Below are 26,572 nucleotides of genomic sequence, written 5' to 3'. Positions count from 1 at the left end.
CGGCGGACCACCGGGCCAGGCGATGCCGGCCATCAGGACGCGGAGGGGGGTTCGGTGGCGCGACGCGCGCCGGCCCGGCCGCCGATCGCCGGGAGACGGAACGGAATCACCGACCGTTCCGTCCCCCGGCCTTTTTCGATGCCGGGAGTACGACGGACCGTGGGGGTCATCGTCCTCCCGGCATCTCTGCTGTTTGGAGCCAGGCCCTAGACTTGTCCCCATCACGCGCAACGGCAGGAGGGGGCCGCAGCATGTCCAAGTTCACCGAGATGGGTCTGACCTTCGACGACGTGCTGCTCGTGCCGGGCTACTCAGACCTGCAGCCAGGTGAGGCCGACACGCGTTCACGGTTGTCACGCAACATCACGCTGTCCATCCCGCTGGTCTCGGCGGCCATGGACACGGTCACCGAGGCCCGCATGGCGGTGGCCATGGCCCGGCAGGGCGGCATCGGCGTCCTGCACCGCAACCTGGCGGCCGAGGAGCAGGCCCAGCAGGTCGACCTGGTCAAACGGTCCGAGGCCGGCATGGTCACCAACCCGGTCACCTGCACGCCCGACGACACGCTCGCCGACGTCGAGCGGCTGTGCGCGACCTACCGCATCTCCGGCGTGCCCGTCACCGACCACGACGGCATCCTCGTCGGCATCGTGACCAACCGCGACATGCGCTTCGAGACCGACCAGTCGCGCCGGGTGCGCGAGGTGATGACCGCGGCCCCGCTGGTCACCGCCCCGGTCGGCGTCTCCCGCGACGAGGCGTTCGCCCTGCTCCGGCACAACAAGATCGAGAAGCTGCCCCTCGTCGACCCCGACGGCCGGCTGCGCGGCCTCATCACGGTCAAGGACTTCACCAAGAGCGAGCAGTACCCCCTCGCCACCAAGGACGCCGACGGCCGGCTCGTGGTCGGCGCGGCCGTGGGCGTCGGGGGCGACGCCGAGTCGCGCGCCAAGGCCCTCATCGAGGCGGGCGTCGACGTCATCGTCGTGGACGTCGCCCACGGCCACTCCAAGGGCCTGGCCGACATGGTCGGCAAGATCAAGGCCAACAGCAGGGTCGACGTCATCGCGGGCAACATCGCCACGCGGGCCGGCGCGCAGATGCTCGTCGACGCGGGCGCCGACGCCGTCAAGGTGGGCGTCGGGCCGGGCTCCATCTGCACCACGCGGGTCGTCGCCGGGGTCGGCGCGCCGCAGGTGACCGCGATCCACGAGGCGTCGCTGGCCTGCCAGCCCGCCGGGGTGCCGGTCGTCGGCGACGGCGGCCTGCAGTACTCCGGCGACATCGTCAAGGCGATCGCCGCGGGCGCCGACACGGTCATGCTCGGGTCGCTGCTCGCCGGGTGCGAGGAGTCGCCGGGCGAGCTGATCTTCATCAACGGCAAGCAGTTCAAGTCGTACCGGGGCATGGGCTCGCTGGGCGCGGTCCGCAACCGCGAGCGCGGCGGCACCTCCTTCAGCAAGGACCGCTACGCCCAGGCCGAGGTCGGCGGCGAGGACAAGTACATCCCCGAGGGCATCGAGGGCCAGGTCCCCTACCGCGGCCCCGTCGCCGCGGTCGCCCACCAGCTCATCGGCGGCCTGCGCCAGGGCATGTGGTACGCGGGGTGCCGCACGATCCCGCAGATGCACACCGACTGCCAGTTGATGCCGATCACCGCGGCGGGCCTCAAGGAGAGCCACCCGCACGACATCCAGATGACCGTCGAAGCTCCGAACTATCACAGAAGGTAATCCATGACTCAGCAGGTGGAGATCGGCCGGGGCAAGACGGGGCGGCGGGCCTACGCGCTCGACGAGATCGGCCTCGTTCCCTCGCGGCGCACGCGTGACCCGGAGGAGGTCTCGATCGCCTGGCAGATCGACGCCTACCGGTTCGAGCTGCCCGTCGTCGTCGCCCCCATGGACAGCGTGGTCTCGCCCGCCACGGCGATCGAGATCGGCCGGCTCGGCGGCCTCGCGCCGCTCGACCTCGAAGGGCTCTGGACCCGCTACGAGGACCCGCTCCCGCTGCTGGAGGAGTGCTCGCGGCTCGACACGGAGGCCGCCACGAAGCGGCTGCAGGAGATCTACGCGGCGCCGATCAAGGAAGAGCTGATCGGCCGGCGCATCGAGGAGATCCGCGCCTCCGGCGTGACGACGGCCGTGCGGCTCTCGCCGCAGCGCACCGTCCAGTACCACAAGGCCGTGATCGACGCGGGTGTCGACATCATCGTCATCCGCGGCACCACGGTCTCGGCCGAGCACGTGTCGGGCCGGGCCGAGCCGCTCAACCTCAAGCAGTTCATCTACGAGCTGGACGTTCCGGTCATCGTGGGCGGCTGCGCCACGTACACGGCCGCCCTGCACCTCATGCGCACGGGCGCGGCGGGCGTGCTCGTCGGCTTCGGCGGCGGCGCCTCGCACACCACGCGCAACGTGCTGGGCGTGGCCGTGCCGATGGCCACCGCCATCTCCGACGTGGCCGCGGCCCGCCGCGACTACCTCGACGAGTCGGGCGGCCGCTACGTCCACGTGGTCGCCGACGGCGGCATGGGCACCTCCGGCGACATCGCCAAGGCCATCGCCTGCGGCGCCGACGCCGTCATGGTGGGCTCGCCGCTGGCCCGCGCCGCCGAGGCGCCGGGTCACGGCTACCACTGGGGTTCCGAGGCGCACCACCCCGACCTGCCGCGGGGCCGGCGGGTGAAGTTCGACACGGTCGGCACGCTGGAGCAGATCCTGCACGGGCCGTCGAGCGTGGCCGACGGGTCGATGAACCTCATGGGCGCGCTCAAGCGCACGATGGCCTCGACGGGTTACTCCGACATCAAGGAGTTCCAGCGCGTCGAGGTGGTCGTCGCGCCGATCCAGCGCTGACCCGCCACTCTCTCCGGCTCCCGGACACGAGACACGCGAGCCCCCGGTTCCCGGCTGCTGCCGGGCCCGGGGGCTCTTGGCGTCTCCGGAGGGGGGAGAGGAGGGAGGGGTGCCCAGGGACGGCCTGAGGCGGGCGGGGACGTCCCGGGCGGCCCAGGGGCGGCGAGGCGGCTCGGGGACGGTCCTGGGTGGGACAGCGAGGAGACTCCGGGGACGGTCCGGAGGCGATGAGGAGACTCACAGGGGGTGGTCCGGAGGCGATGAGGAGACTCACACGGGACGGTCCGGGGGGCGGTGAGGAGACTCACACGGGACGGTCCGGGGGCGGTGCGGAGAGTCAGGGGGTGGTCTCGTCCCGCCAGATGAGGCTGTTCAGGTCGGCTCCCCGGATGACCTGGACCCGCCACGGCACCAGTCGCAGCACGTGGAGCTCCGGGTCGTCGGGCCCCTTCCAGAAGCCGCCCAGGTCGTACCCGGCGCCCGGCGGGCTGCCCTTGGCGTACAGGTTCCAGACGTGGCGGCGCGCCGCGGGGTCGGCGACCCAGTCGGCGACGGCGTCGACGCTCACCGCGTTCTGGCGGGGCGTCCAGTACGAGAACGTGGTGTGCGGGTTGCCCGCCAGGTGGGCGGCCTTGACGGGTGTGCGGTAGGTGGCGAGCCAGCCGAGCGGCCGGCCGTCCACCACCTCCCAGACGGGGATGAGCACCCGGGCGCGGGGCCGTCCCTTGGCGTCGACGGTGGTCATCGTGGCGTAGACGATGTCGCCGACGTAGGCGGTGAACTGCGGCTCGATCGCCGCGAACGTGGACACCCGGCGGGCCATGGCGCCCCCCTCAGGCCGAGACCCGCGCCGGGGCGGGCTCGGCGGTCTCGGGCGTGCGCGGCCGGCGGGCGGAGCGCAGGCCGAAGGCGGTGACGACGAGGGCGAGCAGCGCGGTGACCAGCGGCACGACGAGGGCCGCCTGGAGCGCGTCGAGCCGCGCGCCGGGATCGCTCGCGTCGCCGAGCGAGGCGACGTTCACGGCGGTGACGGCCGCCAGCCCCAGCGCGGCGCCGAACTGGAAGGCGGTGTAGAGCAGCCCGCCGGCCAGGCCGTGCTCGTGCTCGGCCACGCCTTCCGTGGCGGCCATCGTGAACGGCCCGTACGCGAGGGCGAACGACAGCCCGATCAGCAGCATGGTCGGGAACATGGCGGCGTAGGTCCAGTCGGGGCCGACCGGCAGGAACAGCGCGTACGCGACGGCCGCCAGCACCAGCCCGCCGAACAGCACCCGCGTGTTGCCGAACCTGTTCACCAGGCGCGGCGTCAGGGTCGGGGCCAGCACGGTGTCGATGCCGGCCACCAGCATGGCCAGGCCGGTCTGGATGGTGCTCCAGCCGCGCAGCTCCTGGAGGTAGAGGGTGGCCAGGAACTGGAACCCGGCGAACGAGGCGAGAAACAGCAGCGCGCCGAGGTTGGCGCGGACGAGCGGCCCCGACCGCAGGACGCCGAGCCGGACGAGGGGATGGGCCGTGCGCCGCTCGATCGCCACGAACGCGCCCAGCAGCGCCAGCCCGGCCGCGAACACGGCGACGGTGACCCACGGGGCCCGGTCCAGGTGTTCCAGCCGGATCACCCCGTACACGAGCAGCAGCATCGAGCCGGTGACGGCGAGCGCCCCGGCGATGTCGAACCCGCCGCGAGGCGCCGGCCCGGAGTCCGAGACCGGCTCCTTGACCAGGGGGATCGCCGCCACCAGGATCAACGCGGACAGCAGCACCGGGGCGAAGAACACCCACCGCCAGCCGAGCGCGGTCAGCAGCCCGCCCGCGACGAGGCCGAGCGAGAAGCCGCCGGCGGCGATGCCCGCGTACACGCCGAGGGCCTTGGCGCGACGGGGCCCCTCGGGGAAGTTGCCGGTGACCAGGGCCAGCCCGGCGGGCGCCATGAACGCCGCGGCCACGCCCGTGACGAACCGGGCCAGGAGCAGCGTCCATCCCTCGCCGGCCAGGCCGCCCAGCCCCGAGAACACCAGGAACACCGTCAGCCAGGTCAGGAACATCCGGCGACGGCCCAGCAGGTCGGCGGCCCGCCCGCCCAGCAGCATGAAACCGCCGTAGCCCAGCACGTACGCGGTCACCACGCCGCTGAGCACGTCCGTGGACAGCCCGAGGTCGGCCCGGATGGCGGGCAGCGCCACGTTGAGCATGGCCACGTCGATGCCTTCGAGGAAGACGGCGCCGGCGAGGACGAAAAGGACGCCCCAGGAGCGCGCGCCCATACGTTCGGTGCGTTCGGTGGAGGAGGACATGAGGGCCTTCCGCTTCAATGGTTCTCTTTGGTAACTGGAACCATCTTTGGTCACCGGCCTCATGCTGGGAAGACGGCACTTCAGAGTCACTCGGTTATCCCGACGTCACCGTCCTCCACCTCCCTGTTTCCTGCCGCGTGTCCCGCCGGCGAGACGTCACTCCAGGTTCGTGTGCCGTGAGCGCGACACCTCCACCGGCTCCGCGCGGTGCGCCCGGACCCGGTTCGTGACCAGGTCGGCCAGGACGAACAGGGCGATCTCGTACGCGCTCCCCATGGGCAGCACGGCCGTCGAGGCGAGGTCGTCGGCCATGGTCCGCGCCCGTACGTGGACGACGCGGTCGGCCCGGCCCGCGGGCGGGGCGCCCGGCTGCGCCGTCAGGTACAGCAGGCGCGCGCCGGCTCGGACCGCCACCCCGGCCAGCGCCTCGACCGTGGACAGCCGGCCCGGGCCGCAGGACAGGACGACCAGGTCGCCCTCGCCCACGGCCGGGCAGGTCATCTCGCCGACGTAGTGCGCGTCGAGCCCCGCGTGGAACAGCCGCATCACGAGGCCGCGCAGCGCCAGCCCCTCGCGGCCCGGCGCGTAGCAGGCGATCCGGCGGGCCGCGAGCAGCTCGCCCGCGACCGCGTCGAGCTCGTCCCCGGGCACGCTCGCGACCGCGGCGGCGATCTCGTCCACGGCCCGCGCGGCGTCACCGGCGAGCCGGTCGTGCGTGGTCATCGCGCCCTCCTCGACGGGGGCCGACGGGCGCCGACCCCCCGTCACCCCAGTGTCCCCGCTCCGTGACCACGCTGTCGTACGCCGGGCACGGGCAGTGATCGTTCTTGACCGATCTCCGAGGGCGTGCGACGTTGCGACCATCGCCCGTTCCCAGCACGCCCACCATCCACGGGCGTGCGCAGCACGAGTAAGGAGGAGACACGGTGATTCGAGCCATCAGCAGGATCAGCGACAGACTGCTCCAGCGAGTCGCCCCCAGGATGACGGCGGACGCCGTCTGCGGTGGCTGGCAGGCCTGCTGCTCCGGCGGAAAGGCCGGGGTCCGGCGAGCCGACCCCGAGCACGGTGGTTGGTGCACCCCCTGTTACACGACCTCGCAGAACTGCTAGCCGGTTCGGCGGTCGCGTGAGTCCCGGCGCCGCCCGTACGGAGGGGGTGGCGCCGGTCGGCCGCCGGCCAGGGGGCCTGGCCGGCGGTCCTCGTCATGACGTCAGGTTGGGGGACAAGCCATGCCGTTTCTGACCGCTCTGGTGATCCTTTTCGTGGCGCTGGGCATCGTGAACCTGTTGCTGACGTTCGGCGTCGTCCGGCGGCTGCGCGAGCACACGCGGGTGCTGGAGCGGCTGGTCCGGGCCGGCGGCACCCACGCCCCGCCGGAGTTCACGGACCTGCCGCGCGCCGGTGACGCGGTGGGCGCGTTCACCGCGACGACGGTGGACGGCGAGCCCGTCTCGCCCGAACGCCTGCCCGGGCGCACGGTGGCCGTCTTCCTGGCCCCCGAGTGCGGCTCCTGCCGCGACAAGGTGCCCGCGATCGCCGCCTGGGCCGGGGACCGCGACCGGGAGCAGGTCCTCGTCGTGCTCGACGGCCAGGTCACCGACCCGGCCGACATGGTCCGGGCCCTCGGCCCCGTCGCCCGGGTGGTCGTGGAGAAGGAGGGCACGCCCGTCGCCGACGCCTTCCACGTGCGCAGCTTCCCCGCGTTCTGCGTCGTCGAGCGGGGCAGGATGACGGAGGTGGGCGTGGACTTCTCCCGCCTGCCCGCCCCGGCCCGCGCATGAGCGAGCAGCCCGCGCCCGGGATGCGGGCGGCGGCGGTCCACGCGGCCGCCCTGCTCCGGCGGGCCGCGCCCGCCCACGCCGCCGGATACCTGGCCGTCTCGCTGGCCGGCGCCCTGGTCCCGGTCGCGGTCGCCTGGATGACCAAGCTCACCCTCGACCGGCTCGCGTCGCCGGGCGCCGTGGGCGCGGTCCTCGGGCTGGCCGCCGGCCTCGCCGCCGCCGGGCTGGTCGGCTCCGCCACCCCGCAGTCCGGCCAGTATCTGCGCGCGGAGATCGACCGGCGGGGCGGGCTGCTGGCCAAGGACGAGCTGTTCGCCGCGGTCGAGCGGTACGCGGGGCTGGCCCGCTTCGAGGACCCGGCGTTCCTGGACCGACTCCGGCTCGCGCAGCAGAGCGCCCAGAGTCCCGGCTACCTCCTGGACGCGATGTTCTCGGTGGGGCAGGGCGCGCTGGCGCTGATCGGGTTCGCGGGGTCGCTGACGGTCGTCAGCCCCTGGCTCACCGTCGCGGTGCTCCTCGCGTCGCTGCCGGCGTTCGTCGTCGAGCTGCGCCTGGCCCGGCAGCGGGCCGCCATGGCGTGGGACGTGGAGCCCGTGCACCGGCTGGAGTTCGCGTACACGATGTTGCTGAGCACGGTGGAGGCGGCCAAGGAGATCCGGCTGCTGGCCGCCGGGCCCTGGCTGCGCGGGCGCATGACCGGCCAGCTCCGCCGGGCGAACGCCGCCAAGCGCGCGATGGACCGCCGCGAGCTCGGCCAGCAGACGGCGCTGGCGCTGCTCGCCGCGGTCGTCTCCGGGGGCGGGCTGGTCTGGGTGATCCTGGGCGCCGCGGGGGGACGGCTGACCGTGGGCGACGTGTCCATGTTCGTGGCGGCCGTGGCGGGCGTGCAGTCGGCGGTGGACGGGCTCGTCCGCGGCATCGCGATGACCCACCAGCGGCTGCTGGTGTTCGGTCACTACCTCGCCGTGGTCGGCGCCGGGCCCGACCTGCCGGAACCGGCCGCGCCGCGCGAGCTGCCGCGGCTGTCGCGCGGCATCGAGCTGCGGGACGTGTGGTTCCGCTACGGCGACGACCACCCGTGGGTGCTGCGCGGGGTGGATCTCGTCATCCCGCACGGGCAGGCGGTGGCGCTGGTGGGCCGCAACGGCAGCGGCAAGAGCACTCTGGTCAAGCTGCTGTGCCGGTTCTACGACCCGAGCCGGGGCGCGATCCTCTGGGACGGGGTGGACATCCGCGACGTCCCCGTCACCGAGCTGCGGCAACGCATCGGCGCGGTGTTCCAGGACTTCATGACCTACGACCTCAGCGCCCTGGACAACATCGCGATCGGCGACCTGTCGGCCCTCGACGACCCCGAGCGGGTCGAGGCGGCGGCCCGGCGGGCGGGCGTCCACGACGTGCTGGCCGCCCTGCCCGAGGGGTACCGCACGCCGCTGACCCGCACGTTCTTCAGCGAGACCGAGCGCGAGGGCGTGGCGCTGTCCGGCGGCCAGTGGCAGCGCGTGGCGCTGGCCCGCGCCTTCCTGCGGGCCGACCGCGACCTGATGATCCTGGACGAGCCCAGCGCCGGGCTCGACGCGGAGGCCGAGCACGACGTCCACGCCATGCTGCGGCGGATCCGCGGCTCGCGCTCCAGCCTGCTCATCTCGCACCGGCTCGGCGCGGTCCGCGACGCGGACCTCATCGTCGTCCTCGCCGACGGGGTCGTCGCCGAACGCGGGGGGCACGACGAGCTGCTCGCCGCCGAGGGCACCTACGCGCACCTGTTCGGCCTCCAGGCGGCCGGCTACGCCGGGGAGCCGGTCACGTGACCGGCCTCGCGGTGGCCGTCGTGCTCGCCGCCGTCGCCGTGGTGTGGACGCGCCTGCGGTACGTCGTGGTGCGGGTGAACGGCGACAGCATGGCGCCCACGTACCGGTCCGGGGACCTCGTCCTCGTCCGCAGGGCGCGGCCGGGGACGGTGCGGCGGGGGCAGGTCGTGGTGTTCGCCGAGGAGACGCCGCCGGAGATCGCCGCACTCCTGCCCGGCGGCCGGAGCTGGGCCGTCAAGCGGGCGGCGGCCGTGCCGGACGACCCCGTGCCCGCCCGTCATGAGGCCGGCCCTCACGGGGGCGGCAGGGTCCCGGCGGCCTGTCTCTTCGTGCTCGGCGACAACTCCGAGCATTCCTTCGACTCCCGGCATTTCGGCTTCGTGCCGGAGGGGCGGGTGCTCGGCGTGGTCGTCCGCCGGCTCGGCTCCTGACCTCCGGCGGAAGCGGCCCGGCCGCGCTCGGCCCCCTAGGATCCGGGTGTGGCCGATCTTCAGTGGACGCACCGGGTGGAGATACGGGACGACCGGGTCGTCAAGCGGTACATCGGCGAGGACACGGAACTGGCCGGGCGGGAGTGGCGGGCACTGACGCTGCTGGCCGAGCACGCCCCAGGGCTGGCACCCCAGCCGATCGCCCTGGAACCGCCCGTCCCGGCCCCGCCGGGCGCGGCCGGGACGGGCGCGTCCAGTGGGGCCGTGACGATGTCGCGGCTGCCCGGCGTCGCGCTGCGGTCCCTGCCGGACGCCGGGGCGTACGCCGCGCACCTGGCGCGGGCCGTCGGCGAGCTGCACGCGGCGGTGCCCCGGGACGTGCTCGCCGGCGTGCCCGAACGCCCCTGGCACCTCGGCCCGCTGGTCGCGCAGGTCAAGGAGTGGTGCGCCCGCTGGAAGCCCCGCGAACCCCTCGCCGATCAGGCCGTGCGCGAGGGGGCGCGGTGGCTGGCGGGATGGCGTCCCGGCGACGAGGGCGTGACGCCGGTGTTCGGCGCGGGAGACGGCAACCTGGCGAACTTCCTGTGGGACGGCGTCCGGGTGCGGATCGTCGACTTCGAGGAGTCCGGGCGCAGCGACCGCGCGTTCGAGCTGTCGGAGATCTCGCAGCACGTGGCGATGTGGGTGGATGGCGAGGTGGACGTCCTCGCCCACGTCGAGCTGTCCCCGGCCGAGGGGCGGCGCCTGACCGGCTGCCGGCGGCTGCACGCGCTGATGTGGCTGTTCCTGCTGTCGTCCGAGGGGCCGCGCAACCCTCCGGGGACCTTCCGGCGACAGGCCGGACGCGTGCTGCGATCATTGGGCGCATGAGGCAGGCGCTCGCCGCCGATCTGGCGGCCGTGGAGAAGCTGGTCCGTGAGGCGTACGAGCCGTGGGTGGAGATCGTCGGCGGGCGGCCCCTGCCGATGGACGCCGACTACCCCGCGCTCGTCGAGGCCGGTCACGTGCACGTGACCGACGCCGTCGAGGGGCTCATCGTGCTGCTGCCCGAGGACGGCGCCCTGCTGATCGAGAACGTGGCCGTGCGCCCCGAGCTGCACGGCCGGGGCATCGGCCGCGGCCTGCTCGCCTTCGCCGAGGACGAGGCGCGCAGGCTCGGCCTGCCCGCGGTGCGCCTCTACACCAACATCCGGATGACCTCCAACATCGCCCTGTACACGTCGCTGGGCTACGTGGAGACCGGCCGGATGAGCATCGAGGACCGCACCGCGGTCGTCATGCGCAAGGAGCTCAGCCCCCCAGCACCCCCAGCAGGTGGGTGACCTCGCGGGTGACCGCGTCGCGGCCGGACCGCATGTACTTGCGGGGGTCCACGACCTTCGTGTCGTGCGCCAGGTGGTCGCGGATGGCGCCGGTGAACGCCTTGTTCAGGTGCGTCGAGATGTTGATCTTCTTCATGCCCTGGCGTACGGCGGCCCGCAGCGTGTCGTCGGGCACGCCCGAGGAGCCGTGCAGCACCAGCGGCACCGGCACCGCGGCGCGCAGCTCGGCGATCAGGTCGAGGTCGAGCACGGCGTCCTTGGTGGTCATGGCGTGGGAGCTGCCCACGGCCACGGCCAGCGCGTCCACGCCGGTGCGCGCCACGTAGTCCACGGCCTCGTGCGGCTTGGTCCGGGCGCCCGGCGCGTGGACGCCGTCCTTGCCGCCCACCTCGCCCAGCTCGGCCTCCACCCATGCGCCGCGCTCGTGGCACCAGGCGGCGACGGACGCGGTGGCGGCCACGTTCTCCTCGTCGGGCAGCGCCGAGGCGTCGAACATCACCGACCGGATGCCCAGCTCCACCGCCTCCTCGACCAGGGCGCGGTCGGTGGCGTGGTCGAGGTGGACGGCCACCGGCACCGCGGCGCGGCGGGCGATCGCCAGCGAGGCGAGCGCGACGGGCTCCAGCGCGCCGTGGTAGCGGACGCAGTTCTCGCTGATCTGGAGCACCACGGGCACGCCGAGCGCCTCGGCGCCCGCGACGATCGCCGTGGCGTGTTCGAGCTGGATGACGTTGAAGGCGCCCACCCCGGCGGGGGACGTGCGGATGATGTCGCCGGTCACGGCGAGAGGCATGGCGGGCTCCTCCTGGCTCAGGTGATCTCGATGAGCGGGTGCGTCCGGGCGTAGACGTCGCGGTCGAAGTCGCCGGCCACCGGGGCGGCCACGGCCGCCGCCCCGAGCGCCGCGGCCGTGCGCAGCCGCTCGGGCCACGGGGCGCCCTCGACCAGGCCGAGCGCGAGCCCGGCCACCAGCGAGTCGCCGGCGCCCGTCGGGTTGCCCTCCACCCGGTACGGCATGCGGGCCCGGAACGTCCCCTCGGGCGTGACCGCGTACAGGCCCTCCTCGCCGAGCGAGACGACCACGGACTCGGCCCCGAGGGCCCGCAGGTGCTCGGCCCCCTCGATCGGGTGGCCGTGCGGCGGCACGGCGCGGGCCAGCTCCTCGGCGTTGGGCTTGACGATGGCGGGACGGCCGACGGGCGCGTGCCGCAGCGCCGCCCCGTCGGCGTCGACGATCGCCGGCACCCCGTGGTCGGCGGCCAGCGCGGCCAGCTCCGCGTACGTGCCGGCCGGGACGCCCCGGGGCAGGCTGCCGGAGATGACCACGGCCTCCGCCCGCTCCAGCAGCGAGGCGTACACGCGGGCGAACTCCCGCAGCTCCGCCTCCGACACCTCCGGGCCGGGCTCGTTGAACAGCGCGGCCCCGCCGCCCCCGCCCGCGACGGCCAGCGTCGTACGGGACTCGGCGGCGATCGGGACCAGCGCCCGGGGCAGCCCGGCGGCCTCCAGGTCGGCCTCGATGGCCTGGCCGACGGGCCCGCCGGCCAGGCCGGTGACCAGCACCTCCCGGCCGAGGCCGCGCAGCACGCGGGCCACGTTGACGCCCTTGCCGCCGGCCCGCCGGTGCACGGCCTTGACCCGGTTGACCCCGGCCCAGTCGATCTCGGGCACCTGGTAGGTGACGTCGAGGGCGGCGTTGAGCGTCACGGTGAGGATCATCAGGGCTCCGTGACCCAGGAGCCGCGCCGCATCACGCCGGCCACCTCCAGCTCGTCGGTGAGGACTACCAGGTCGGCGGCCTTGTCGGCGGCGATCGAGCCGATCGTGTCGTCGAGGCCGAGCACGCGGGCCGGGGTGAGCGAGGCCGTCACGGCCGCCTCGGGCAGCGTCAGGCCCACCTCCTGGACGGCGCGCCGGAAGGCGGCGTCCATGGTGAGCGTGCTGCCCGCGATCGAGCCGCCCTCGGTCAGCCGGGCCACGCCGCCGGACACGGTCACCTGCAGCGCGCCGAGCACGTACGCGCCGTCGCCGGCCCCGGCCGCCGCCATCGCGTCGGTGATCAGCGCCGTGCGGTGCGGGCCCGCCGCCGAGCAGGCCAGCCGGACCATCGCCGGATGCACGTGGACGCCGTCGTTGACCAGCTCGACCGTGACCCGCTCGTCCTGGAGGAGCGCGGCGACCGGGCCGGGGGCGCGGTGGCCGAGCGGCGGCATCGCGTTGTAGAGGTGGGTGGCCACGGTGGCGCCCGCCTCGATGCCGTCGAGGGTCTGCTCGTAGGTGGCGTCGCTGTGGCCGAGCGCCGCGAGCACGCCGTGCGCGCGCGCCGCGCGGATGGTGTCGAGGGCGCCCGGCAGCTCCGCGGCGATCGTCAGCATGCGGACGTGGCCGCGGCCGGCCTTCACCAGCCGCTCGAACTCGCCCGGCGACGGCTCGCGCAGCAGCGCGGGGTCGTGCGCCCCGCAGCGGGCCGCGGAGATGTACGGGCCCTCGAAGTGCAGGCCGGCGAGCAGGCCGTCGTCGCACAGGTCGGCCAGCGACGACGCCGCGGCCTCCAGCTTGGGCACCGTGGCGGTGACCAGGCTGGCGACCATGGTCGTGGTGCCGTGGCGCCGGTGCAGCTCCACGGCGGCCCGCGCGGCGTCCTGGTCTCCGGTGGGGAAGGAGCCGCCGGCGCCGCCGTGGTTGTGGATGTCGACGAAGCCCGGGACGACGTACCGTCCGCCCAGGCTGTGCCCGGCACGCGGCGCGCGGCCCTGGCCGACGTGCGTGATGCGGCCGTCTTCGATGGTCAGCCAGCCGTCGTGGACGCCTTCGGGGGTGACGACGCGGGCGTCGGCGAGAGTGAGGCTCATGAGGAAAGGATCACAGATCGCGTGAGGTGCAACGGCTCGTCGGGGTCGAGGCCGCGGGCGGTGGCCCGGGCGACCGCGACGCGCTGGGCGCGGATCAGCTCCGCCATCGGGTCGAGCCCGCTCTCGAAGAACGTGCCGCCGGTGGCCTCCACCTGCTCGCGCAGGCCCTCTGGGGCCTTGCCGAGCATCCAGGTGACGCGGCCGGGCCCGGCGATGCTGATCGGGCCGTGCCGGTACTCCATCGCCGGGTACGCCTCGGTCCAGGAGCGCGACGCCTCGCGCATCTTCAGCGCGGCCTCCTGCGCGAGACCCACCGACCAGCCGGTGCCGAGGAAGCTGAACTGCTCGGCCTCCACCAGGGCCGGGTCGAGCGGCGCGGCCAGCACGTGCTCGGCGTCGGCGACGGCCGGGCCGAGGTCCTCGCCGAGGCTGGCGCGCAGCATCGCGAGCTGGGTGGTGGCGAAGCGGGTCTGCACGACGGAGCGCTCGTCGGCGTAGTCGAGCACGATGACCTGGCCGGCGGCGGTCATGATCGGGGTCTTGGGGTCGGCGGTGATGGCCGTGGTCGGCGAGCCGGTCCGGGCCAGGAACTCCAGGACCTCGGTCGTGGTGCCGGAACGGCTCAGCGCGAGGATCCGGTCGTAGCGGCGGCCCGTGGGAGCCTCGGAGGCGGCGAACGCGTCGGTCTCGCCCTGGCCGGCGCGCTCGCGCAGGGCCGCGTACGCCATGGCGACGAACCACGAGGTGCCGCAGCCGACGACGGCGACCCGCTCGCCGGGGACGGGCAGCGCGCCCGCCGGCACGTCGGCGACGGCGCGACGCCAGCACTCCGGCTGGGAGGCGATCTCGGCTTCGGTGTGGGTGGTCACCAGTTACCTCCCGGTGCAGAATTTGCTTGTTCCTGTGCTTTTTATAGCAGAACAGAGCAGAATTGTGCAGGTGTGGCTGGCCCGGTCCTCGGTGTGCCAGGCTGGCAGCCGACGGAGCCCTGAGGAGGCGAGCGTGTCCCGATACGACCGGTGGAACGCCATTCTTGAGCTGCTCGCTCAGGAGGGCCGCCTGTCCGTCGAGGAGGCCGCGCAGGCGCTCGACGTCTCCGCGGCGACCATCCGCCGCGACTTCGACCAGCTCGCCCAGCAGCAGATGCTCATGCGCACGCGGGGCGGCGCCGTCGCCCAGAGCGTCAGCTACGACCTGCCGCTGCGCTACAAGACGGCCCGGCACGCCGACGAGAAGCACCGCATCGCCGCGGCCGCCGCCGACCTGGTCTCCGCCGGGTCGGTGGTCGGCATGAACGGCGGCACCACCACCTCCGAGCTGGCCCGCTCGCTCGCCATCAGTCCCGCCCTGGAGTCGGGGTTCACGGTCGTCACCAACGCGCTCAACATCGCCTCGGAGCTGACCGTCCGCCGCCACGTCAAGATCGTGGTCACCGGTGGCGTGGCGCGCCAGCAGTCGTACGAGCTGATCGGCCCGCTCGCCTCCGGCGTGCTGGAGCAGGTGACGCTCGACGTGGCCTTCCTCGGCGTCGACGCCATCGACGTGGAGCTCGGGGCCTCGGCCCACCACGAGGGCGAGGCGAGCGTCAACCACCTGCTCATCAGCCGCGCCCAGCACGTGGTGGCCGTGGCCGACGCCTCCAAGGTGGGCCGGCGGGCCTTCTCCCGGATCTGCCCCATCGGCGAGATCGACACGCTCGTCACCGACGACCGGCTCCCCGACGAGCAGGCCGCCCGGTTCGCCGAGGCGGGCGTCAAGGTGATCCGCGCCTGACCGCCCCGGTGTGGCCAGGGCAACACCCCCGGCGTTACATGCCGTTCGGCGGGCGGGTAGGTATGGGAGCGCAAGCGGACGAACCCCGTACCCAGGGAGTGTTATGACGGCGGGAAGGGGCGAGGCCCGGCTCGGGCCCGCCGAGCGGACGGCGGCGCTCGCCCGGATGAGCGCCGAGGAGCTGGACGTCGTCGTGGTGGGAGGGGGCGTGGTCGGCGCGGGCGTCGCGCTCGACGCCGCCACCCGGGGCCTCGACGTCGGGGTGGTGGAGGCGCGCGACTTCGCCTCCGGCACCTCCTCCCGCTCCTCCAAACTGATCCACGGCGGGCTGCGCTACCTGGAGCAGCTCAACTTCGAGCTGGTCCGCGAGGCGCTGCAGGAGCGGTCCCTGCTGCTCCAGCGCATCGCGCCGCACCTGGTGCGGCCCGTGCCGTTCCTCTTCCCGCTGACCCACTTCGCGTGGGAGCGGCCGTACGTGGGGGCCGGGGTCGCGCTCTACGACACGCTCGGGTTCGCCACGGGCCTGACCCGGGGCGTGCCGGGACACCGGCACCTGTCCCGCTCCCGGGCGCTGCGGCTGGCGCCCGCGCTGCGGAAGTCCGCGTTCACCGGGGCCGTGCAGTACTGGGACGCCCAGGTCGACGACGCCCGCTACGTGATGACGCTGCTGCGCACGGCCGCCTCCTACGGCGCGCACGTCGCGCCGCGCGCCCAGGTCGTCGGGTTCCTGCGCGAGGGCGAGCGGGTCACCGGGGTGCGGGTGTGCGACCTGGAGAGCGGCGACGAGTTCGAGATCCGCGCCCAGCAGGTCGTCAACGCCACCGGCGTGTGGACCGACGACATCCAGGAGCTCGTCGGCGGCCGGGGTCAGATCCACGTGCGCGCCTCCAAGGGCATCCACCTGGTGGTGCCGCGCGACCGCATCCACTCCTACACCGGCATCATCCTGCGCACCGAGAAGTCGGTGCTGTTCGTCATCCCGTGGGGGCGGCACTGGATCGTCGGCACCACCGACACCGAGTGGACCCTGGACAAGAGCCACCCGGCCGCCTCCCGCACCGACATCGACTACCTGCTCGACCACGTCAACGAGGTCCTGTCGGTGCCGCTGACCCGCGACGACGTCGAGGGCGTCTACGCGGGGCTGCGTCCCCTGCTGTCGGGCGAGTCCGACGAGACCTCGAAGCTGTCGCGCGAGCACGTCGTCGCCCACCCGGTGCCGGGGCTCGTGATGATCGCCGGAGGGAAGTACACGACGTACCGGGTCATGGCCAAGGACGCCGTGGACGCCGTGGCGCACGGGCTCGACCAGCGCGTCCCGTCGTCGTGCACCGACCGGATCCCGCTCGCCGGCGCCGAGGGCTACCAGGCCCTGTGGAACTCCCGGCACCGCATCGCCCACGACTCCGGCCTGCACGTGGCCCGCATCGAGCACCTCCTGCAGCGGTACGGCTCGCTGATCGACGAGGTGCTGGAGCTGATCCGGGAGGACCGGACGCTGGCCAGGCCGCTCAACGGCGCCGACGACTACCTGCGCGCCGAGATCGTCTACGCCGCCACCCACGAGGGGGCCCGGCACCTGAACGACGTGCTGACCCGCCGCACCCGCATCTCCATCGAGACCTTCCACCGGGGCCAGGCCGTCGCCCAGGAGGCGGCCGAGCTGATGGCCGGCCCGCTCGGCTGGGACGCCGAGCAGGTCAAGGCGGAGGTCGAGTACTACACCAAGCGGGTGGAGGCCGAACGCCTCTCCCAGGAGCAGGACACCGACCAGGAGGCCGACGCGATCAGGCTGGGCGCCCCCGAGATCGTCCCGGTCGTGACCCCGGAGCGCCCCTGATTCAGCCTGCTTGACGGGTCATGTGCATGTGCCAGTTGGTGATCCAGGTCTGCCCGTCGTCCACGGAGAACGCCTGCTCCCAGTGGGCGGTGTCCGCCGTGATCTCCGACCAGACGAAGCGGACCTTCACCTTGCGGCCGTCGTGCTCGTCGTCCCCGTGGAAGACGCCGACGCCGTCGTCGCCGAAGCGTCCGGTCACGGGCGGGAACAGCGTGCCGGTGCGCTTGCTGCCCCAGTACAACGACCACGCGTCGGCCGCCGGGTCGTACAGCCGCAGGGTGAGCCCGGCGAACTGCTTGGTCGGGAACTCGATCTCGTCGAAGCTGGCCCGGCCGTCGAAGTGCGCGGAGGCGCGGGTGACACCCGGGAACTCCTCCCAGCGGTCGTCGCCCTCGATGGGGTCGAGGAAGTCCTTCCGCCAGCGGTTCACGACGTCATAGGTGCCGGTGAAGAAGCTGAAGCCGGTGCTGTTGTCCATGCGGGGAAGCTAGGCGGGGGTCACTGACAACTTCTGTCAGCGTCATCGGGACTTCTCCGACGTACGACGTCGGTGTGAACCCGATCGGCCGCTCGCCCGACTGTTCAGGTGACGGGAGGCGAGATGACCGACGAGCTGCTGGTGGTGCGTGCGCAGTTGGGCGACCGGGCGGCGCTGGCCGAGCTGGTGACCCGCTGGCACGGGCCGGTGTGGACGTACGCGCGCCGCATGCTGGACGCCGGGCGGGCCGACGACGTGGCCCAGGAGATCTGGCTGGCCGTGGTCCGGGGTCTGCCCCGGCTGCGGGAGCCCGGCCGGTTCGCACCCTGGCTGTTCACGATCGCCCGCCGGTCGGTGGCCGACCGGCTGCGCGGCGAGTACGCCGGGGCATGGGAGGAGCTCCCGGCGGACGATCCGGCGGCCGGAGACCGCCCGGCCCTCGGTGACCCGGCCGTCGGTGACGAGGCCGAGGCCGTGGTGGACCGCGCGGAGCTGGTGGACGCCCTGTCGGCGCTGCCGGTGCCCGAGCGGGAGATCCTCGTCCTGTTCTACCTGGAGGACCTGTCCGTGGAGGACTGCGCGCAGGTGTGCCGGGTGCCGGTCGGCACGGTCAAGTCGCGGCTGCACCGGGCCCGCCGGATGCTCCGTGAACACCTGGAGGAAAGGGGATACCGGCCATGACGGAGGAGGCGCGCCGGTCGGCGCGGGAGACGATCGAGCGGCTGGAGTCGTCGCTGTCGCGCGGGATGCGCGTCCGGGCGGTGGCCGCGCTGGTGGCCGGGCTGTCCGGCACGGTGTTCATGGCGGCGCTGTGGCTCGGCGAGGACGGCGCCCTGCCCGGCCGCACCCGGCTGGCGTTCGCGCTGCTCACGGCGTTCTGCCTGGCCTGGGCCGGGTACGGCGGGTGGCTGCTGACGCGCAGGGTGCCGCTGTTCGCCACCGACCAGGTGATCGCCGCCTGGATCGGCGTGGCGGCCTCGATCACCACGACCGCGCTGGTGGCCGCCGTGGCCGCCCAGCGCGGCACGGGCCCGGTCCCCGCGCTGGCCGTCGGGGGGCTGTTCGCCGTGACGGCTCTGACGCTGGCCGTACGGGCCCACCGGCGACGGGCCGCGCTGCTGCGCCGGATGCGCGAGCTGACGGCCGGCCCCGAGGACGGGTGAGACGAGGACGCCGTCGTCGCCGGCCGGCTCGGGCGCGACACACCCGGCCACATCGCCGCCCCTTCTGTCAAGGTCTCCCGGCCTCCCAGGTGGGCTGGCATCAGGGCTCTGACCTGCGCGTTACCTTCTTGGCCGCGCCAAGGTGTTCCTTGCGTTCCACGTGTGCGTACGGTTACCGTATGAATACTCTGAGTGAACGCAGAGACGCATCGGGAGGATCATCGTGAAGAGAATCGCCCTCGTCCCCGTGCTCGCGGCCGCCATGGTCGCGGTCATGGGCAGCGCCGCCTACGCCTCGCAGTACATCGCCTACGAAGGCCCCGGCTTCACCGGCCGCCAGCAGTTCATCGACGCCTGCGGGCCGTCCAACATCCACTATCACGGGTCCTACAAGTGGTACGGCGACGGCCAGAGCGGCCGCATGTACAACCAGCCCAACGCGCAGGGCGTGATGCACTTCGAGCTCGCCTCCAACCGCAACGCCGAGCAGCGCACCCCCGTGGGCTGGCAGAGCATCTTCATCGTGTGCTGACCCCCGCCTGAGCCGGACCTGGGCGCCCGCCGGACCCCACACGGCGGGCGCCCGCCCATGTCGCGGCGTGCCCGGTATCCTCGGCGGCGACCGCCGGCACCCGACCACCTGAGTGAGCCGCATGGAAATCTGGATCAACCCGCAGTGCTCCAAGTGCCGCTCCGCGCTGTCCCTGCTGGACGCGGAGAACGCCGACTACACCGTGCGGCACTACCTCGACGAGCCGCCGACGGCCGAGGAGCTCACCGCGGTGCTCGCCCGGCTCGGGCTCGAACCGTGGGACATCACCCGCGACGGCGAGCCCGTCGCGGCCGAGCTCGGGCTGGCCGGCTGGCCCCGCGACGCGCGGTCCCGCGAGCGCTGGATCGCGGCCCTGGCCGAGCATCCCGTGCTCATCCAGCGCCCGATCATCACCGCCGACGACGGCACGGCCACCGTGGCCCGCACCCCCGAGGCCGTCCGCGAGGCCCTGGGGCGCGGGGGCGCCTAGAAGGGCCTGGAAGGGCCTGGAAGGGCCTGGAGGGGCATCGCCCGGGGCTCAACGATTCGCCGGAGTTCTGGCCTTCCGGCGCTCCAGCCACCAAGATCTTCCTCATGCAGATCGGGTTCGCGGTCCCCCAGTACGGCGTCTTCGCCGATCCGGACTTCATCCGCCGGGCGAGCGCGGACCTGGAGGCCATGGGCTACCACAGCCTGTGGGCCGGTGACCGGGTGCTGGTGCCGCTGGCGCCCAGCGACCGCTACCCGGGCGGCGACGGCGAGATCCCTCCGGCGTTCACCCGGTTCTTCGACCCGCTCGCGGCGCTGACCCTGGCGGCCGTGAGCACCCGCGACGTGCGGCTCGGCACCAGCACGCTCAACGCCCTGTGGCAGCCGCCGGTCGTGCTCGCCCGCGCCCTGGCCTCGCTCGACCTGGCCAGCCACGGCCGGCTGGACGTCGGCATCGGGCTCGGCTGGCTGCGCGACGAGTACACCGCCGCCGGAGTGCCGTGGCGGGGCAGGGGGCTACGGCTGGAGGAGACGCTCGACCTGATGGAGGCGCTCTGGGCCGACAAGGTGGTGGAGCACGAGGGCCCGCTGTGGACGGTGCCGCCGTCCCACGTCGACCTCAAGCCCTTCCAGCACCCCCGCCCGCCGATCCTGCTCGCCGGGTTCACCCCGGCGGCGCTGGAACGGGTGGGCCGGCGCGCCGACGGTTGGCTCGGCGCGGCGATGCCGCCGGCCTATCTGACGTCGCTGTGGGAGGTGGCGCTGCGGGCCGCCGAGCGGGCGGGCCGCGACCCGTCGGCCCTGCGCCTGGTCGTGCGGGTCAACCCGGTGATCACCGACGCGCCCGCGCCCGCCGACCGGGTGCCGCGGGCCGGGACCGTCCGCCAGCTCGCCGACTACCTGCTGGGCCTGACCGAGCTGGGCGTCCACGAGGCGTTCGTGGACGTGCAGCCGGCCGAGTCCTCGCAGGCCCGGTTCATGGAGGTCGCCCAGGAGCTCATCGGCCTCGTGGGAGGGTGACGGCCGCGTTACGCCGCCGCTCCGAGTGGGAGGGTGACGGCCGCGTTACGCCGCCGCTCCGATGATCGCCGGCATGCGGAAATCTCTTGTTCCCGTTCTCGTCGCGGCCGTGCTGGCGGCCGCGATCCCGTCGAACGCCGCCGCCGCGGACACCCCGGCCATCACCTGGGCCCCGTGCGCGGAGGATTCCACCGCCGAGTGCGGCACGCTCACCGTCCCCGTCGACTGGGATCACCCGGGGAGCGGATCGATCGACCTGGCGCTGGCCAGGCGCAAGGCCAAGAACCCGGAGCGGCGGGCCGGCTCGCTGGTGGTCAACCCGGGCGGCCCCGGCGTCTCGGGCGTCGAGTTCGCGCTGCGCGCCGACGACTACCTCGGCAAGGAGCTCACCGGCGCCTTCGACGTCGTCGGGTTCGACCCGCGCGGCGTGGGGCGCAGCCACCCGGTCGTCTGCTCGGCCGACCTGCTGAGGCGCGCCCCCGAGCCGATCATGAAGAGCCGCGCCGACTTCGACGCCCGGCTCGCCTACAACCAGCGCCTGCGCCAGGACTGCCGGGCCCGCACCGGGCCGCTGTACGACCACGTCGACACGCTCAGCGTGGTGCGCGACGTGGACGCGCTGCGCGCCGCCCTCGGCGAGGCCAAGCTCACCTACTACGGCGTCTCCTACGGCACGCTGATCGGCCAGCAGTACGCCGAGCGCTACCCCGGCAAGGTGCGGGCCCTCGTCATGGACAGCTCCTTCGACCACAGCCTCGGCACGGCCGCCTACCTCGACACCGCCGCCACCCATGCCGAGGACTCCTTCGACGCGTTCGCCGCCTGGTGCGACCGGACCACGGCGTGCGCGCTGCACGGCAAGGACGTGCGCCGCCTGTGGGCGGACCTCCTGGCCAGGGCCGACCGTGGCGAGCTCCGCGACCCGTACCAGCCGGACCAGCGGCTGAGCGGCTGGGACGTGGTGAACCAGGCGTTCGCCGCGTTCTACGGACCGTACTGGAACGAACTGGCCGAGTGGCTCGTCGCCGCCGACACGGGCGCGAGTCCTCCGGCGCGGCGCGTCCCCGCCGTGCCGGGAGAGGGCGCGCCGACGGGACGCGCAGGGGAGGAGGTGGCGCCCTTCGCGCGCACGGTGTTCTGCCAGGACTTCCACCTGCCCGTCCGCGACTACGACGAGTACGCCGCCCATCTGCGCAGGCAGTCCGCCATCGCCGGGGACATGCGCTACAGCCCGGCGGCGCTCTACTCGGTGGCCGCCTGCCTGGGCACCCCCGCTCCCGTCCCCAACCCCCAGCACCGGCTGGCGGTGGACGGCACCCCGCCCCTCCTGATGGTGAACTCGCTGCACGACCCCGCCACCGGTTACCTGTGGGCCCTGGGCACGGCCCGGCAGATCGGCCGCGAGGCCGCGCTCCTCACCTACGAGGGGGCGGGGCACGCCGTCCTCGGCCGGGGGGACTGCGTCACGAACGCCGTGAACGGCTACCTGGTGTCCCTGACCGTCCCGGCTCCCGGCGCGCGCTGCCCCGCCCTTCCGGTCAGCTGAACGGGATCCACGACCGCCGGGCCAGCGAGGCGGCGTCGTTGACCTGGACGCCCGTGTCGGAGACCGTCCAGATGGCGTCGCCGATGACCATCGAGCGCTGGATCCCCGGCTGATAGACCATGTCCGACTGGCGCTTCCGCGGGTGCTCGATCATGCCGGCCCGGGTGATCCCCGAATCGGTGATCTTCAGGACCACCGCGCCGTTCCGTTCGGCGCCCGGCCCGTACGAGTTGAGCGGGACGACCGCCGTGCCGGTCTTGGGCCAGAACAGGAACGCGTGCGGATCCCACTCGGCCTCCGAGCCGGAGTCCTTCTGGAAGAGCTGCGACAGGCGGCGCGGGGCGGCCGGATCGCTCACGTCGAACAGCGACACCTGCGTGCCCAGCGTGCGGCCCTTCTCGCTGGCCTCCTGGCCGATGCCGATGAGCCGGCCGTCGCCGCCCGGGTGCAGGTAGGCGGAGTAGCCGGTGATCTTCAGCTCGCCGGAGACCTTCGGGGCCGCCGGGTCGCGTAGGTCGAGCGTGTAGAGCGGGTCCACCTGCTTGAACGTGACGACGTAGCCCACGGGCCCGATGAAGCGGACCGAGTAGATCCGCTCGCCCTTGCCGAGGCCGCCGACCTGGCCGGTCTCGGCGAGGTCCGACATCCTGAGCACGTGGACGCCGCTCTCGCTCCGCTCGCCGTCGGCCGAGGTCACGGTGGTGGCGACGCGCAGGTGGCCCTCGTGCTCGGACATGCTGTACTGGTTCAGCAGCCGGCCCGGCACCTTGCCCGAGGCCGCGTAGACCGGCGCGCCGGGGCTCCCGATGTCGAAGCGGTGCACCTCGGTCTCCTCGGGCGGGACCGCCGGGGTGCGGACGGCCTTCGGGGACTCCGTGGGGGGCTCGGTCGGGGAGACGCTGGACGTCGGCGTGTCGCTGGTCGTCGGGGAGGCGGTGGGCGTCCGGATCTCGCTGATGGTCGGCAGGGTGCTCGGCGTCGCGGTGACGGTGGGCTCGGCCGGGGTGGGATCGTCGATCGGGGCCTGGGCCGTGCCGCTCGGCGCGTCCGGCACCGGCTCCGCCACGTCCTCCACGACCGCCGGGTCCACGGGCCACCAGCGCGGGTTGCTGGCCACGTACAGGCTCTGTCCCGTGCCGTACACGATGTCGCCGTCGGCGGCCAGGGTGATCGGGTCGGTGCCCGCGTCGGTGACCCCCTGCGCGAGGTCGAGGGTGTGGACGGTCAGCAGCGAGGCACCGGTGTAGTCGGCGGGGTGGCTGATCCGCTCGCACGGCACGGACAGCTCGCGCTTGGCGCCGGAGGCGTCGATGATCTCGACCTTGGGCTGCCACGCGCCGGCGGGGGCCGTGCGGACCGCCTGCTGGTTGAGCCTGCGCCGTTCGGCGTCCGTGGCGTCGTCCTTGGCCTGGGGCAGCGTGATGTCCGGCTCCGAGCGGGTGACGATCCGGACGACCGAGCCGACCATCCGGGCGTCCACGTACTGGCCGCGCGGCCGGATCGTGGACAGCACCTTCGGCTTGCCGCTCAGGTCGACGAGGACGTACCGGGTGTCGGACTTCATGGGGGCGATCGACTTGTACATGATGCCGCCGCCGCGCAGCAGCACCAGCGCCCGGTCACCGGACATGAGCAGGTCCGCGGGCAGGAAGGCGGGCTCGTCGTCGCCGGTCAGCCTGAGCTTGGCCGTGACCTCGCGCGTGGCGGCGTCGATGATCCGCAGCGTGCCGCCGGTGACCGTGACGACGCGGGCGCCGTCGGTCTTGACCAGGTCCGGCTCGTCCACGCCCGCCTCGTGCGTGTTCGTGGTGGAGTGCTCCTGCGCGACCGTCGACTTGGCCTGCGGCACGGCCATCGCGGTGTCGCGCCGCTCCATCATGAGCATGGGGCCGCCGAAACCCCACGGCCCGACGGTGCGCGCGGCGTGCTCGCGCAGGCCGGCCAGCATGTCGTCGCAGCCGCTGTACGCCACCAGCCGTACGGCCCCGAGCGGTCGCCGGGCGGGGGAGGAGTCGGGCCCCGCCTCCCCGGCCGGGGAGGTGCAGGCGGCGGCGGCCGTGACGAGAGCGAGGGCGGCCGTCGCCGTACGGGTCAGGGTCTTCATGACCACCATCACGGATGGGGGATCGTGCCGGTTCAGCCGCCCTTGCCGGGGTTGACGGTGAAGACCGGGCTGAAGTCGAGATCGTCCGGGACCTCCAGCAGCTTGCGCACCAGCCGGCCGTCGAACCCGACGACCTGGATCTGGTCGGTGGAGGCGTTGTCCTGCTCCCAGCAGTAGAGGTGCGTCTCGTCGAACCAGCCGAGCACCTTGTCGCAGTCGGAGGAGAACTTCCGCACCCGCTCGCCGGTGGCGGAGTTCCACACGCAGTGGTCGCCGTCGCCGCCGCCCGGGCAGTTCGTCACGAACGCCTTGCCCGACGGCGAGAAGATGTCCTGCGTGCCGGACGCGAGCGAGCCGACGCCCGGCACGTCACGCACGGTCTCGCCGGCGGCGTCGAAGAAGCGCAGCCCCTTGCCCGAGCCGTACAGGTTGACCACGCCCCGCTGCTCGGCGTCCCAGCCGAACCCGGTGGTGGGCGGGGCCTGGCCGCCCGGCAGCCGCACCACGCCGGCCTTCGCCTCGGCCACGTCCACCAGGACGAACCCCGGGTACAGCCAGTCCTCCTTGCCCTGGGCGTTCTTGGTCTCCTTCTCGATGTTGAGCAGCAGCTTGGAGCCGTCGCGGGACCACGAGCGGATGCTGCTGATCTGCGGCTTGCGCACGGTCTTGACCGTGGAGGTCGCGCCCGAGGTGCGGTCGGTGATGATCACCGAGTCGTAGCCGTCGCCGGTGTACTTGCGCCCCCGCGTGGCGAGGTAGCGGCCGTCGGGGGAGACCAGCGTCTCCCAGTTCGCGCTGTACTTCTGGAAGGCGCCGCCGCGCAGCGTCTTCCTGGCGTAGTCGATCCAGTCGTCGGACTTCTTGTCGTAGACCTCGTACGAGGTGAGCGTGACCGGGTCGGCCGGCAGCTCGTACAGGTAGATGGAGCCGCCCGCCAGCCGCTTCCTGACCGGGGTCTGCGTGACGCGCTCCGACGGCGTGGCGGTCGAGCGCCTGGACGGGTTCGTGGCCGAGGCCGTCGGCGTGGCGGTCGTCGCCTTGCGCTGGGACACGATCACCGCGACGCCGGCCAGCAGGAGCAGCGTGACGGCCGCGGTCATGCCGACGATCATCGGGGCCCGGCTCTTGCGGCGCGGCGGTGAACCGGGGGTCATCGGCGGCGGAGGGGTGGAGAAGCCGGGACCCGGCACCGGTCCCGACGGCGGCCCCTGCTGCTGGAGGGGACCCCACGGCGGCGGCGCCTGCTGGAACCGGCCGCCCTGCCCGGGCGCAGTGGGCTGAGCCGGCTGCGCGTGTGCCGCCTGCCCCTGTGACGCCATCTGCCCGTGCGCCGCCTGCCCGTGCGCCGCCTGCCCGTGCGCCGCCTGCCCGTGCGCCGCCTGGTTGTGCGCCGCCTGGTTGTGCGCCGCCTGCGCGAGTGGCGGCAGCGGCTGTCCCGTCTGGCCCGGCTGCTGGATGAGCCGCATGAGCACCTGCTCGGCCGTGGGCCGCCGCGCCGGGTCCTTGTCGAGGCACGCGGTCACCAGCTCGCGCAGCGGCCCGTCGAGGACTCCCAGGTCGGGCGGGTTGTTGAGCACCCGGTTGATCACGGCCGGCATCGTGTCGTTGCCGAACGGCGCCCGGCCCGACGCCGCGTACACCATGGTGCTCGCCCACGAGAACATGTCGGCGGCCGGCCCGGCCGGGTGGCCGAGGATCTGCTCGGGCGGCATGTACGACGGCGTGCCCACCGGCATGCCGCTGATCGTCGAGGTGGCGTTGAGCGCGCGGGCGATGCCGAAGTCGATGACCCGCGGCCCGTCGGCGCCGAGGATGACGTTGGCCGGTTTGACGTCGCGGTGGACGATGCCCGCCTGGTGGATGGCCGCCAGCGCGGTGGCCGTGCCGATCGCCAGCCGGTGCAGGGACGCCCCGGCGCGCGGTCCCTCTTCCTGCACGATCCGGTGCAGCGACGGCCCCTCGATGAACTCGCTGACGATGTACGGCCGGTCCTGCTCGACGCCCGAGCCGAGCACGGCCGCCGTGCAGAAGGGCGCGATGCGCTGGGCCACCTGTGCCTCGCGCAGGAACCGCTCGACGCTCACCCGGTCGGCCGCGAGGTCGTGGCGCAGCCACTTGACGGCGAACTGCGCTCCCGCGGGGTCCTTGGCCAGGTAGACGACGCCCTGGCCGCCTTCGCCGAGCCTGCCGGTGAGCTCCAGGCCCGCGAGCCGTTGCGGGTCGCCGGGTCTGAGCGGAGCGATGGAAGGCATGAGGGGATTGTGGCCCTTAGCCGTTC

The 26,572-nt window shown here is 73.6% G+C and carries 25 protein-coding genes; 15 read left to right on the top strand and 10 right to left on the bottom strand.

Annotated features, from left to right (window positions below; translation table 11 throughout):
• Positions 1–251: 251 nt before the first annotated feature.
• Positions 252–1,733, top strand: coding sequence for an IMP dehydrogenase (guaB, locus tag HTZ77_RS03145; protein ID WP_175587857.1), 1,482 nt, complete (start codon positions 252–254; stop codon positions 1,731–1,733).
• 3 nt (positions 1,734–1,736) lie between these two features.
• Positions 1,737–2,858 (top strand): GuaB3 family IMP dehydrogenase-related protein, encoded by a 1,122-nt coding sequence (locus HTZ77_RS03140; RefSeq protein WP_175587856.1) that lies wholly within the window; start codon positions 1,737–1,739, stop codon positions 2,856–2,858.
• Positions 2,859–3,195: 337 nt separating this feature from the next.
• Here HTZ77_RS03140 and HTZ77_RS03135 read toward each other — a convergent pair whose 3' ends face one another.
• From HTZ77_RS03135 to HTZ77_RS03125, 3 genes are all read right to left on the bottom strand, one after another.
• Complete coding sequence (locus HTZ77_RS03135) at positions 3,196–3,681, bottom strand: pyridoxamine 5'-phosphate oxidase family protein (RefSeq protein ID WP_175587855.1); 486 nt, start codon at positions 3,679–3,681, stop codon at positions 3,196–3,198.
• Between the two features lie 10 nt (positions 3,682–3,691).
• A complete protein-coding gene (locus HTZ77_RS03130; protein WP_235994136.1) occupies positions 3,692–5,167 on the bottom strand; it encodes an MFS transporter in 1,476 nt (491 codons plus the stop codon).
• Positions 5,168–5,305: 138 nt separating this feature from the next.
• Complete coding sequence (locus HTZ77_RS03125) at positions 5,306–5,872, bottom strand: phosphoheptose isomerase family protein (RefSeq protein WP_175587854.1); 567 nt, start codon at positions 5,870–5,872, stop codon at positions 5,306–5,308.
• 509 nt (positions 5,873–6,381) lie between these two features.
• Between HTZ77_RS03125 and HTZ77_RS03120 the strand changes: the two genes are divergently transcribed.
• The 5 genes from HTZ77_RS03120 to HTZ77_RS03100 are packed head-to-tail and all read left to right on the top strand — an operon-like array spanning position 6,382 to position 10,497.
• Entirely contained in the window at positions 6,382–6,933 is a 552-nt protein-coding gene (locus HTZ77_RS03120; RefSeq protein WP_175587853.1) for a TlpA family protein disulfide reductase, read from the top strand.
• Positions 6,930–8,744, top strand: a complete 1,815-nt coding sequence (locus tag HTZ77_RS47260) for an ABC transporter ATP-binding protein (protein ID WP_175587852.1) — start codon at positions 6,930–6,932, stop codon at positions 8,742–8,744. The genes HTZ77_RS03120 and HTZ77_RS47260 overlap by 4 nt, the downstream gene beginning before the upstream one ends.
• Positions 8,741–9,175 (top strand): S26 family signal peptidase, encoded by a 435-nt coding sequence (locus HTZ77_RS03110; protein WP_175587851.1) that lies wholly within the window; start codon positions 8,741–8,743, stop codon positions 9,173–9,175. The genes HTZ77_RS47260 and HTZ77_RS03110 overlap by 4 nt, the downstream gene beginning before the upstream one ends.
• 48 nt (positions 9,176–9,223) lie before the next feature.
• On the top strand, positions 9,224–10,045 hold the full coding sequence (locus HTZ77_RS03105; RefSeq protein WP_175587850.1) for a phosphotransferase family protein: 822 nt from the start codon (positions 9,224–9,226) through the stop codon (positions 10,043–10,045).
• Entirely contained in the window at positions 10,042–10,497 is a 456-nt protein-coding gene (locus tag HTZ77_RS03100) for a GNAT family N-acetyltransferase (protein WP_175587849.1), read from the top strand. Before HTZ77_RS03105 ends, HTZ77_RS03100 begins: the two co-directional genes overlap by 4 nt.
• Here HTZ77_RS03100 and HTZ77_RS03095 read toward each other — a convergent pair.
• From HTZ77_RS03095 to HTZ77_RS03080, 4 genes are read right to left on the bottom strand one after another with little or no spacing between them, the layout of a single operon-like run.
• On the bottom strand, positions 10,466–11,290 hold the full coding sequence (locus HTZ77_RS03095) for a class II fructose-bisphosphate aldolase (RefSeq protein WP_175587848.1): 825 nt from the start codon (positions 11,288–11,290) through the stop codon (positions 10,466–10,468). The genes HTZ77_RS03100 and HTZ77_RS03095 overlap by 32 nt on opposite strands.
• Before the next feature lie 17 nt (positions 11,291–11,307).
• Positions 11,308–12,216 (bottom strand): 1-phosphofructokinase family hexose kinase, encoded by a 909-nt coding sequence (locus tag HTZ77_RS03090; protein WP_175587847.1) that lies wholly within the window; start codon positions 12,214–12,216, stop codon positions 11,308–11,310.
• Positions 12,216–13,349: an N-acetylglucosamine-6-phosphate deacetylase gene (gene nagA / locus HTZ77_RS03085; protein ID WP_175587846.1), complete on the bottom strand. Its 1,134-nt coding sequence runs from the start codon at positions 13,347–13,349 to the stop codon at positions 12,216–12,218. The genes HTZ77_RS03090 and nagA overlap by 1 nt, the downstream gene beginning before the upstream one ends.
• Positions 13,346–14,218: an SIS domain-containing protein gene (locus tag HTZ77_RS03080; RefSeq protein ID WP_175587845.1), complete on the bottom strand. Its 873-nt coding sequence runs from the start codon at positions 14,216–14,218 to the stop codon at positions 13,346–13,348. Before HTZ77_RS03080 ends, nagA begins: the two co-directional genes overlap by 4 nt.
• 133 nt (positions 14,219–14,351) lie before the next feature.
• On the opposite strand from HTZ77_RS03080, the gene HTZ77_RS03075 reads away from it, so the two are divergent.
• Both HTZ77_RS03075 and HTZ77_RS03070 read left to right on the top strand, forming a co-directional pair.
• On the top strand, positions 14,352–15,122 hold the full coding sequence (locus tag HTZ77_RS03075; protein ID WP_175587844.1) for a DeoR/GlpR family DNA-binding transcription regulator: 771 nt from the start codon (positions 14,352–14,354) through the stop codon (positions 15,120–15,122).
• A gap of 103 nt (positions 15,123–15,225) precedes the next feature.
• Entirely contained in the window at positions 15,226–16,962 is a 1,737-nt protein-coding gene (locus HTZ77_RS03070) for a glycerol-3-phosphate dehydrogenase/oxidase (RefSeq protein WP_175587843.1), read from the top strand.
• Between the two features lies 1 nt (position 16,963).
• On the opposite strand, the gene HTZ77_RS03065 is transcribed toward HTZ77_RS03070, so the two are convergent.
• Entirely contained in the window at positions 16,964–17,440 is a 477-nt protein-coding gene (locus HTZ77_RS03065; protein ID WP_175587842.1) for a hypothetical protein, read from the bottom strand.
• 123 nt (positions 17,441–17,563) lie between these two features.
• Between HTZ77_RS03065 and HTZ77_RS03060 the strand changes: the two genes are divergently transcribed.
• From HTZ77_RS03060 to HTZ77_RS03035, 6 genes are all read left to right on the top strand, one after another.
• A complete protein-coding gene (locus tag HTZ77_RS03060; protein WP_175587841.1) occupies positions 17,564–18,121 on the top strand; it encodes an RNA polymerase sigma factor in 558 nt (185 codons plus the stop codon).
• The gene (locus tag HTZ77_RS03055) at positions 18,118–18,603 is read left to right on the top strand and encodes a hypothetical protein (RefSeq protein ID WP_175587840.1); all 486 of its coding nucleotides are present in this window, start codon (positions 18,118–18,120) and stop codon (positions 18,601–18,603) included. Before HTZ77_RS03060 ends, HTZ77_RS03055 begins: the two co-directional genes overlap by 4 nt.
• Before the next feature lie 223 nt (positions 18,604–18,826).
• Complete coding sequence (locus HTZ77_RS03050) at positions 18,827–19,135, top strand: MiAMP1 family antimicrobial peptide (protein ID WP_175587839.1); 309 nt, start codon at positions 18,827–18,829, stop codon at positions 19,133–19,135.
• A 121-nt stretch (positions 19,136–19,256) separates the two neighbouring features.
• Positions 19,257–19,625, top strand: coding sequence for an arsenate reductase family protein (locus HTZ77_RS03045; RefSeq protein WP_175587838.1), 369 nt, complete (start codon positions 19,257–19,259; stop codon positions 19,623–19,625).
• A gap of 104 nt (positions 19,626–19,729) precedes the next feature.
• Positions 19,730–20,644 carry a TIGR03619 family F420-dependent LLM class oxidoreductase gene (locus tag HTZ77_RS03040; protein WP_175587837.1) on the top strand — a complete coding sequence of 305 codons (915 nt, stop codon included), beginning with the start codon at positions 19,730–19,732 and terminating at the stop codon, positions 20,642–20,644.
• Positions 20,645–20,717: 73 nt separating this feature from the next.
• Entirely contained in the window at positions 20,718–22,190 is a 1,473-nt protein-coding gene (locus HTZ77_RS03035; RefSeq protein ID WP_175587836.1) for an alpha/beta hydrolase, read from the top strand.
• On the opposite strand, the gene HTZ77_RS03030 is transcribed toward HTZ77_RS03035, so the two are convergent.
• Entirely contained in the window at positions 22,183–24,294 is a 2,112-nt protein-coding gene (locus HTZ77_RS03030; protein WP_175587835.1) for a beta-propeller domain-containing protein, read from the bottom strand. The genes HTZ77_RS03035 and HTZ77_RS03030 overlap by 8 nt on opposite strands.
• A gap of 32 nt (positions 24,295–24,326) precedes the next feature.
• Positions 24,327–26,546 carry a serine/threonine-protein kinase gene (locus tag HTZ77_RS45090; protein WP_205301966.1) on the bottom strand — a complete coding sequence of 740 codons (2,220 nt, stop codon included), beginning with the start codon at positions 26,544–26,546 and terminating at the stop codon, positions 24,327–24,329.
• Positions 26,547–26,572 lie beyond the last annotated feature (26 nt).

This window comes from Nonomuraea montanisoli (assembly GCF_013363975.1).
GTDB lineage: Bacteria > Actinomycetota > Actinomycetes > Streptosporangiales > Streptosporangiaceae > Nonomuraea > Nonomuraea montanisoli.
The sequence above is the reverse complement of the archived record's forward strand: the minus strand, read 5'-3'. Positions and strand labels throughout refer to the sequence as shown.

Coding starts and splice junctions, on each gene's coding strand:
- HTZ77_RS03045 (WP_175587838.1), top strand. CDS start 19,257: ATGGAAATCTGGATCAACCCGCAGTGCTCCAAGTGCCGCTCCGCGCTG.
- HTZ77_RS03140 (WP_175587856.1), top strand. CDS start 1,737: ATGACTCAGCAGGTGGAGATCGGCCGGGGCAAGACGGGGCGGCGGGCC.
- HTZ77_RS03060 (WP_175587841.1), top strand. CDS start 17,564: ATGACCGACGAGCTGCTGGTGGTGCGTGCGCAGTTGGGCGACCGGGCG.
- HTZ77_RS03095 (WP_175587848.1), bottom strand. CDS start 11,290: ATGCCTCTCGCCGTGACCGGCGACATCATCCGCACGTCCCCCGCCGGG.
- guaB (WP_175587857.1), top strand. CDS start 252: ATGTCCAAGTTCACCGAGATGGGTCTGACCTTCGACGACGTGCTGCTC.
- HTZ77_RS03120 (WP_175587853.1), top strand. CDS start 6,382: ATGCCGTTTCTGACCGCTCTGGTGATCCTTTTCGTGGCGCTGGGCATC.
- HTZ77_RS03030 (WP_175587835.1), bottom strand. CDS start 24,294: ATGAAGACCCTGACCCGTACGGCGACGGCCGCCCTCGCTCTCGTCACG.
- HTZ77_RS03035 (WP_175587836.1), top strand. CDS start 20,718: ATGCGGAAATCTCTTGTTCCCGTTCTCGTCGCGGCCGTGCTGGCGGCC.
- HTZ77_RS03065 (WP_175587842.1), bottom strand. CDS start 17,440: ATGGACAACAGCACCGGCTTCAGCTTCTTCACCGGCACCTATGACGTC.
- HTZ77_RS03040 (WP_175587837.1), top strand. CDS start 19,730: ATGCAGATCGGGTTCGCGGTCCCCCAGTACGGCGTCTTCGCCGATCCG.
- HTZ77_RS03070 (WP_175587843.1), top strand. CDS start 15,226: ATGACGGCGGGAAGGGGCGAGGCCCGGCTCGGGCCCGCCGAGCGGACG.
- HTZ77_RS47260 (WP_175587852.1), top strand. CDS start 6,930: ATGAGCGAGCAGCCCGCGCCCGGGATGCGGGCGGCGGCGGTCCACGCG.
- HTZ77_RS03055 (WP_175587840.1), top strand. CDS start 18,118: ATGACGGAGGAGGCGCGCCGGTCGGCGCGGGAGACGATCGAGCGGCTG.
- HTZ77_RS03125 (WP_175587854.1), bottom strand. CDS start 5,872: ATGACCACGCACGACCGGCTCGCCGGTGACGCCGCGCGGGCCGTGGAC.
- HTZ77_RS03100 (WP_175587849.1), top strand. CDS start 10,042: ATGAGGCAGGCGCTCGCCGCCGATCTGGCGGCCGTGGAGAAGCTGGTC.
- nagA (WP_175587846.1), bottom strand. CDS start 13,349: ATGAGCCTCACTCTCGCCGACGCCCGCGTCGTCACCCCCGAAGGCGTC.
- HTZ77_RS03135 (WP_175587855.1), bottom strand. CDS start 3,681: ATGGCCCGCCGGGTGTCCACGTTCGCGGCGATCGAGCCGCAGTTCACC.
- HTZ77_RS45090 (WP_205301966.1), bottom strand. CDS start 26,546: ATGCCTTCCATCGCTCCGCTCAGACCCGGCGACCCGCAACGGCTCGCG.
- HTZ77_RS03090 (WP_175587847.1), bottom strand. CDS start 12,216: ATGATCCTCACCGTGACGCTCAACGCCGCCCTCGACGTCACCTACCAG.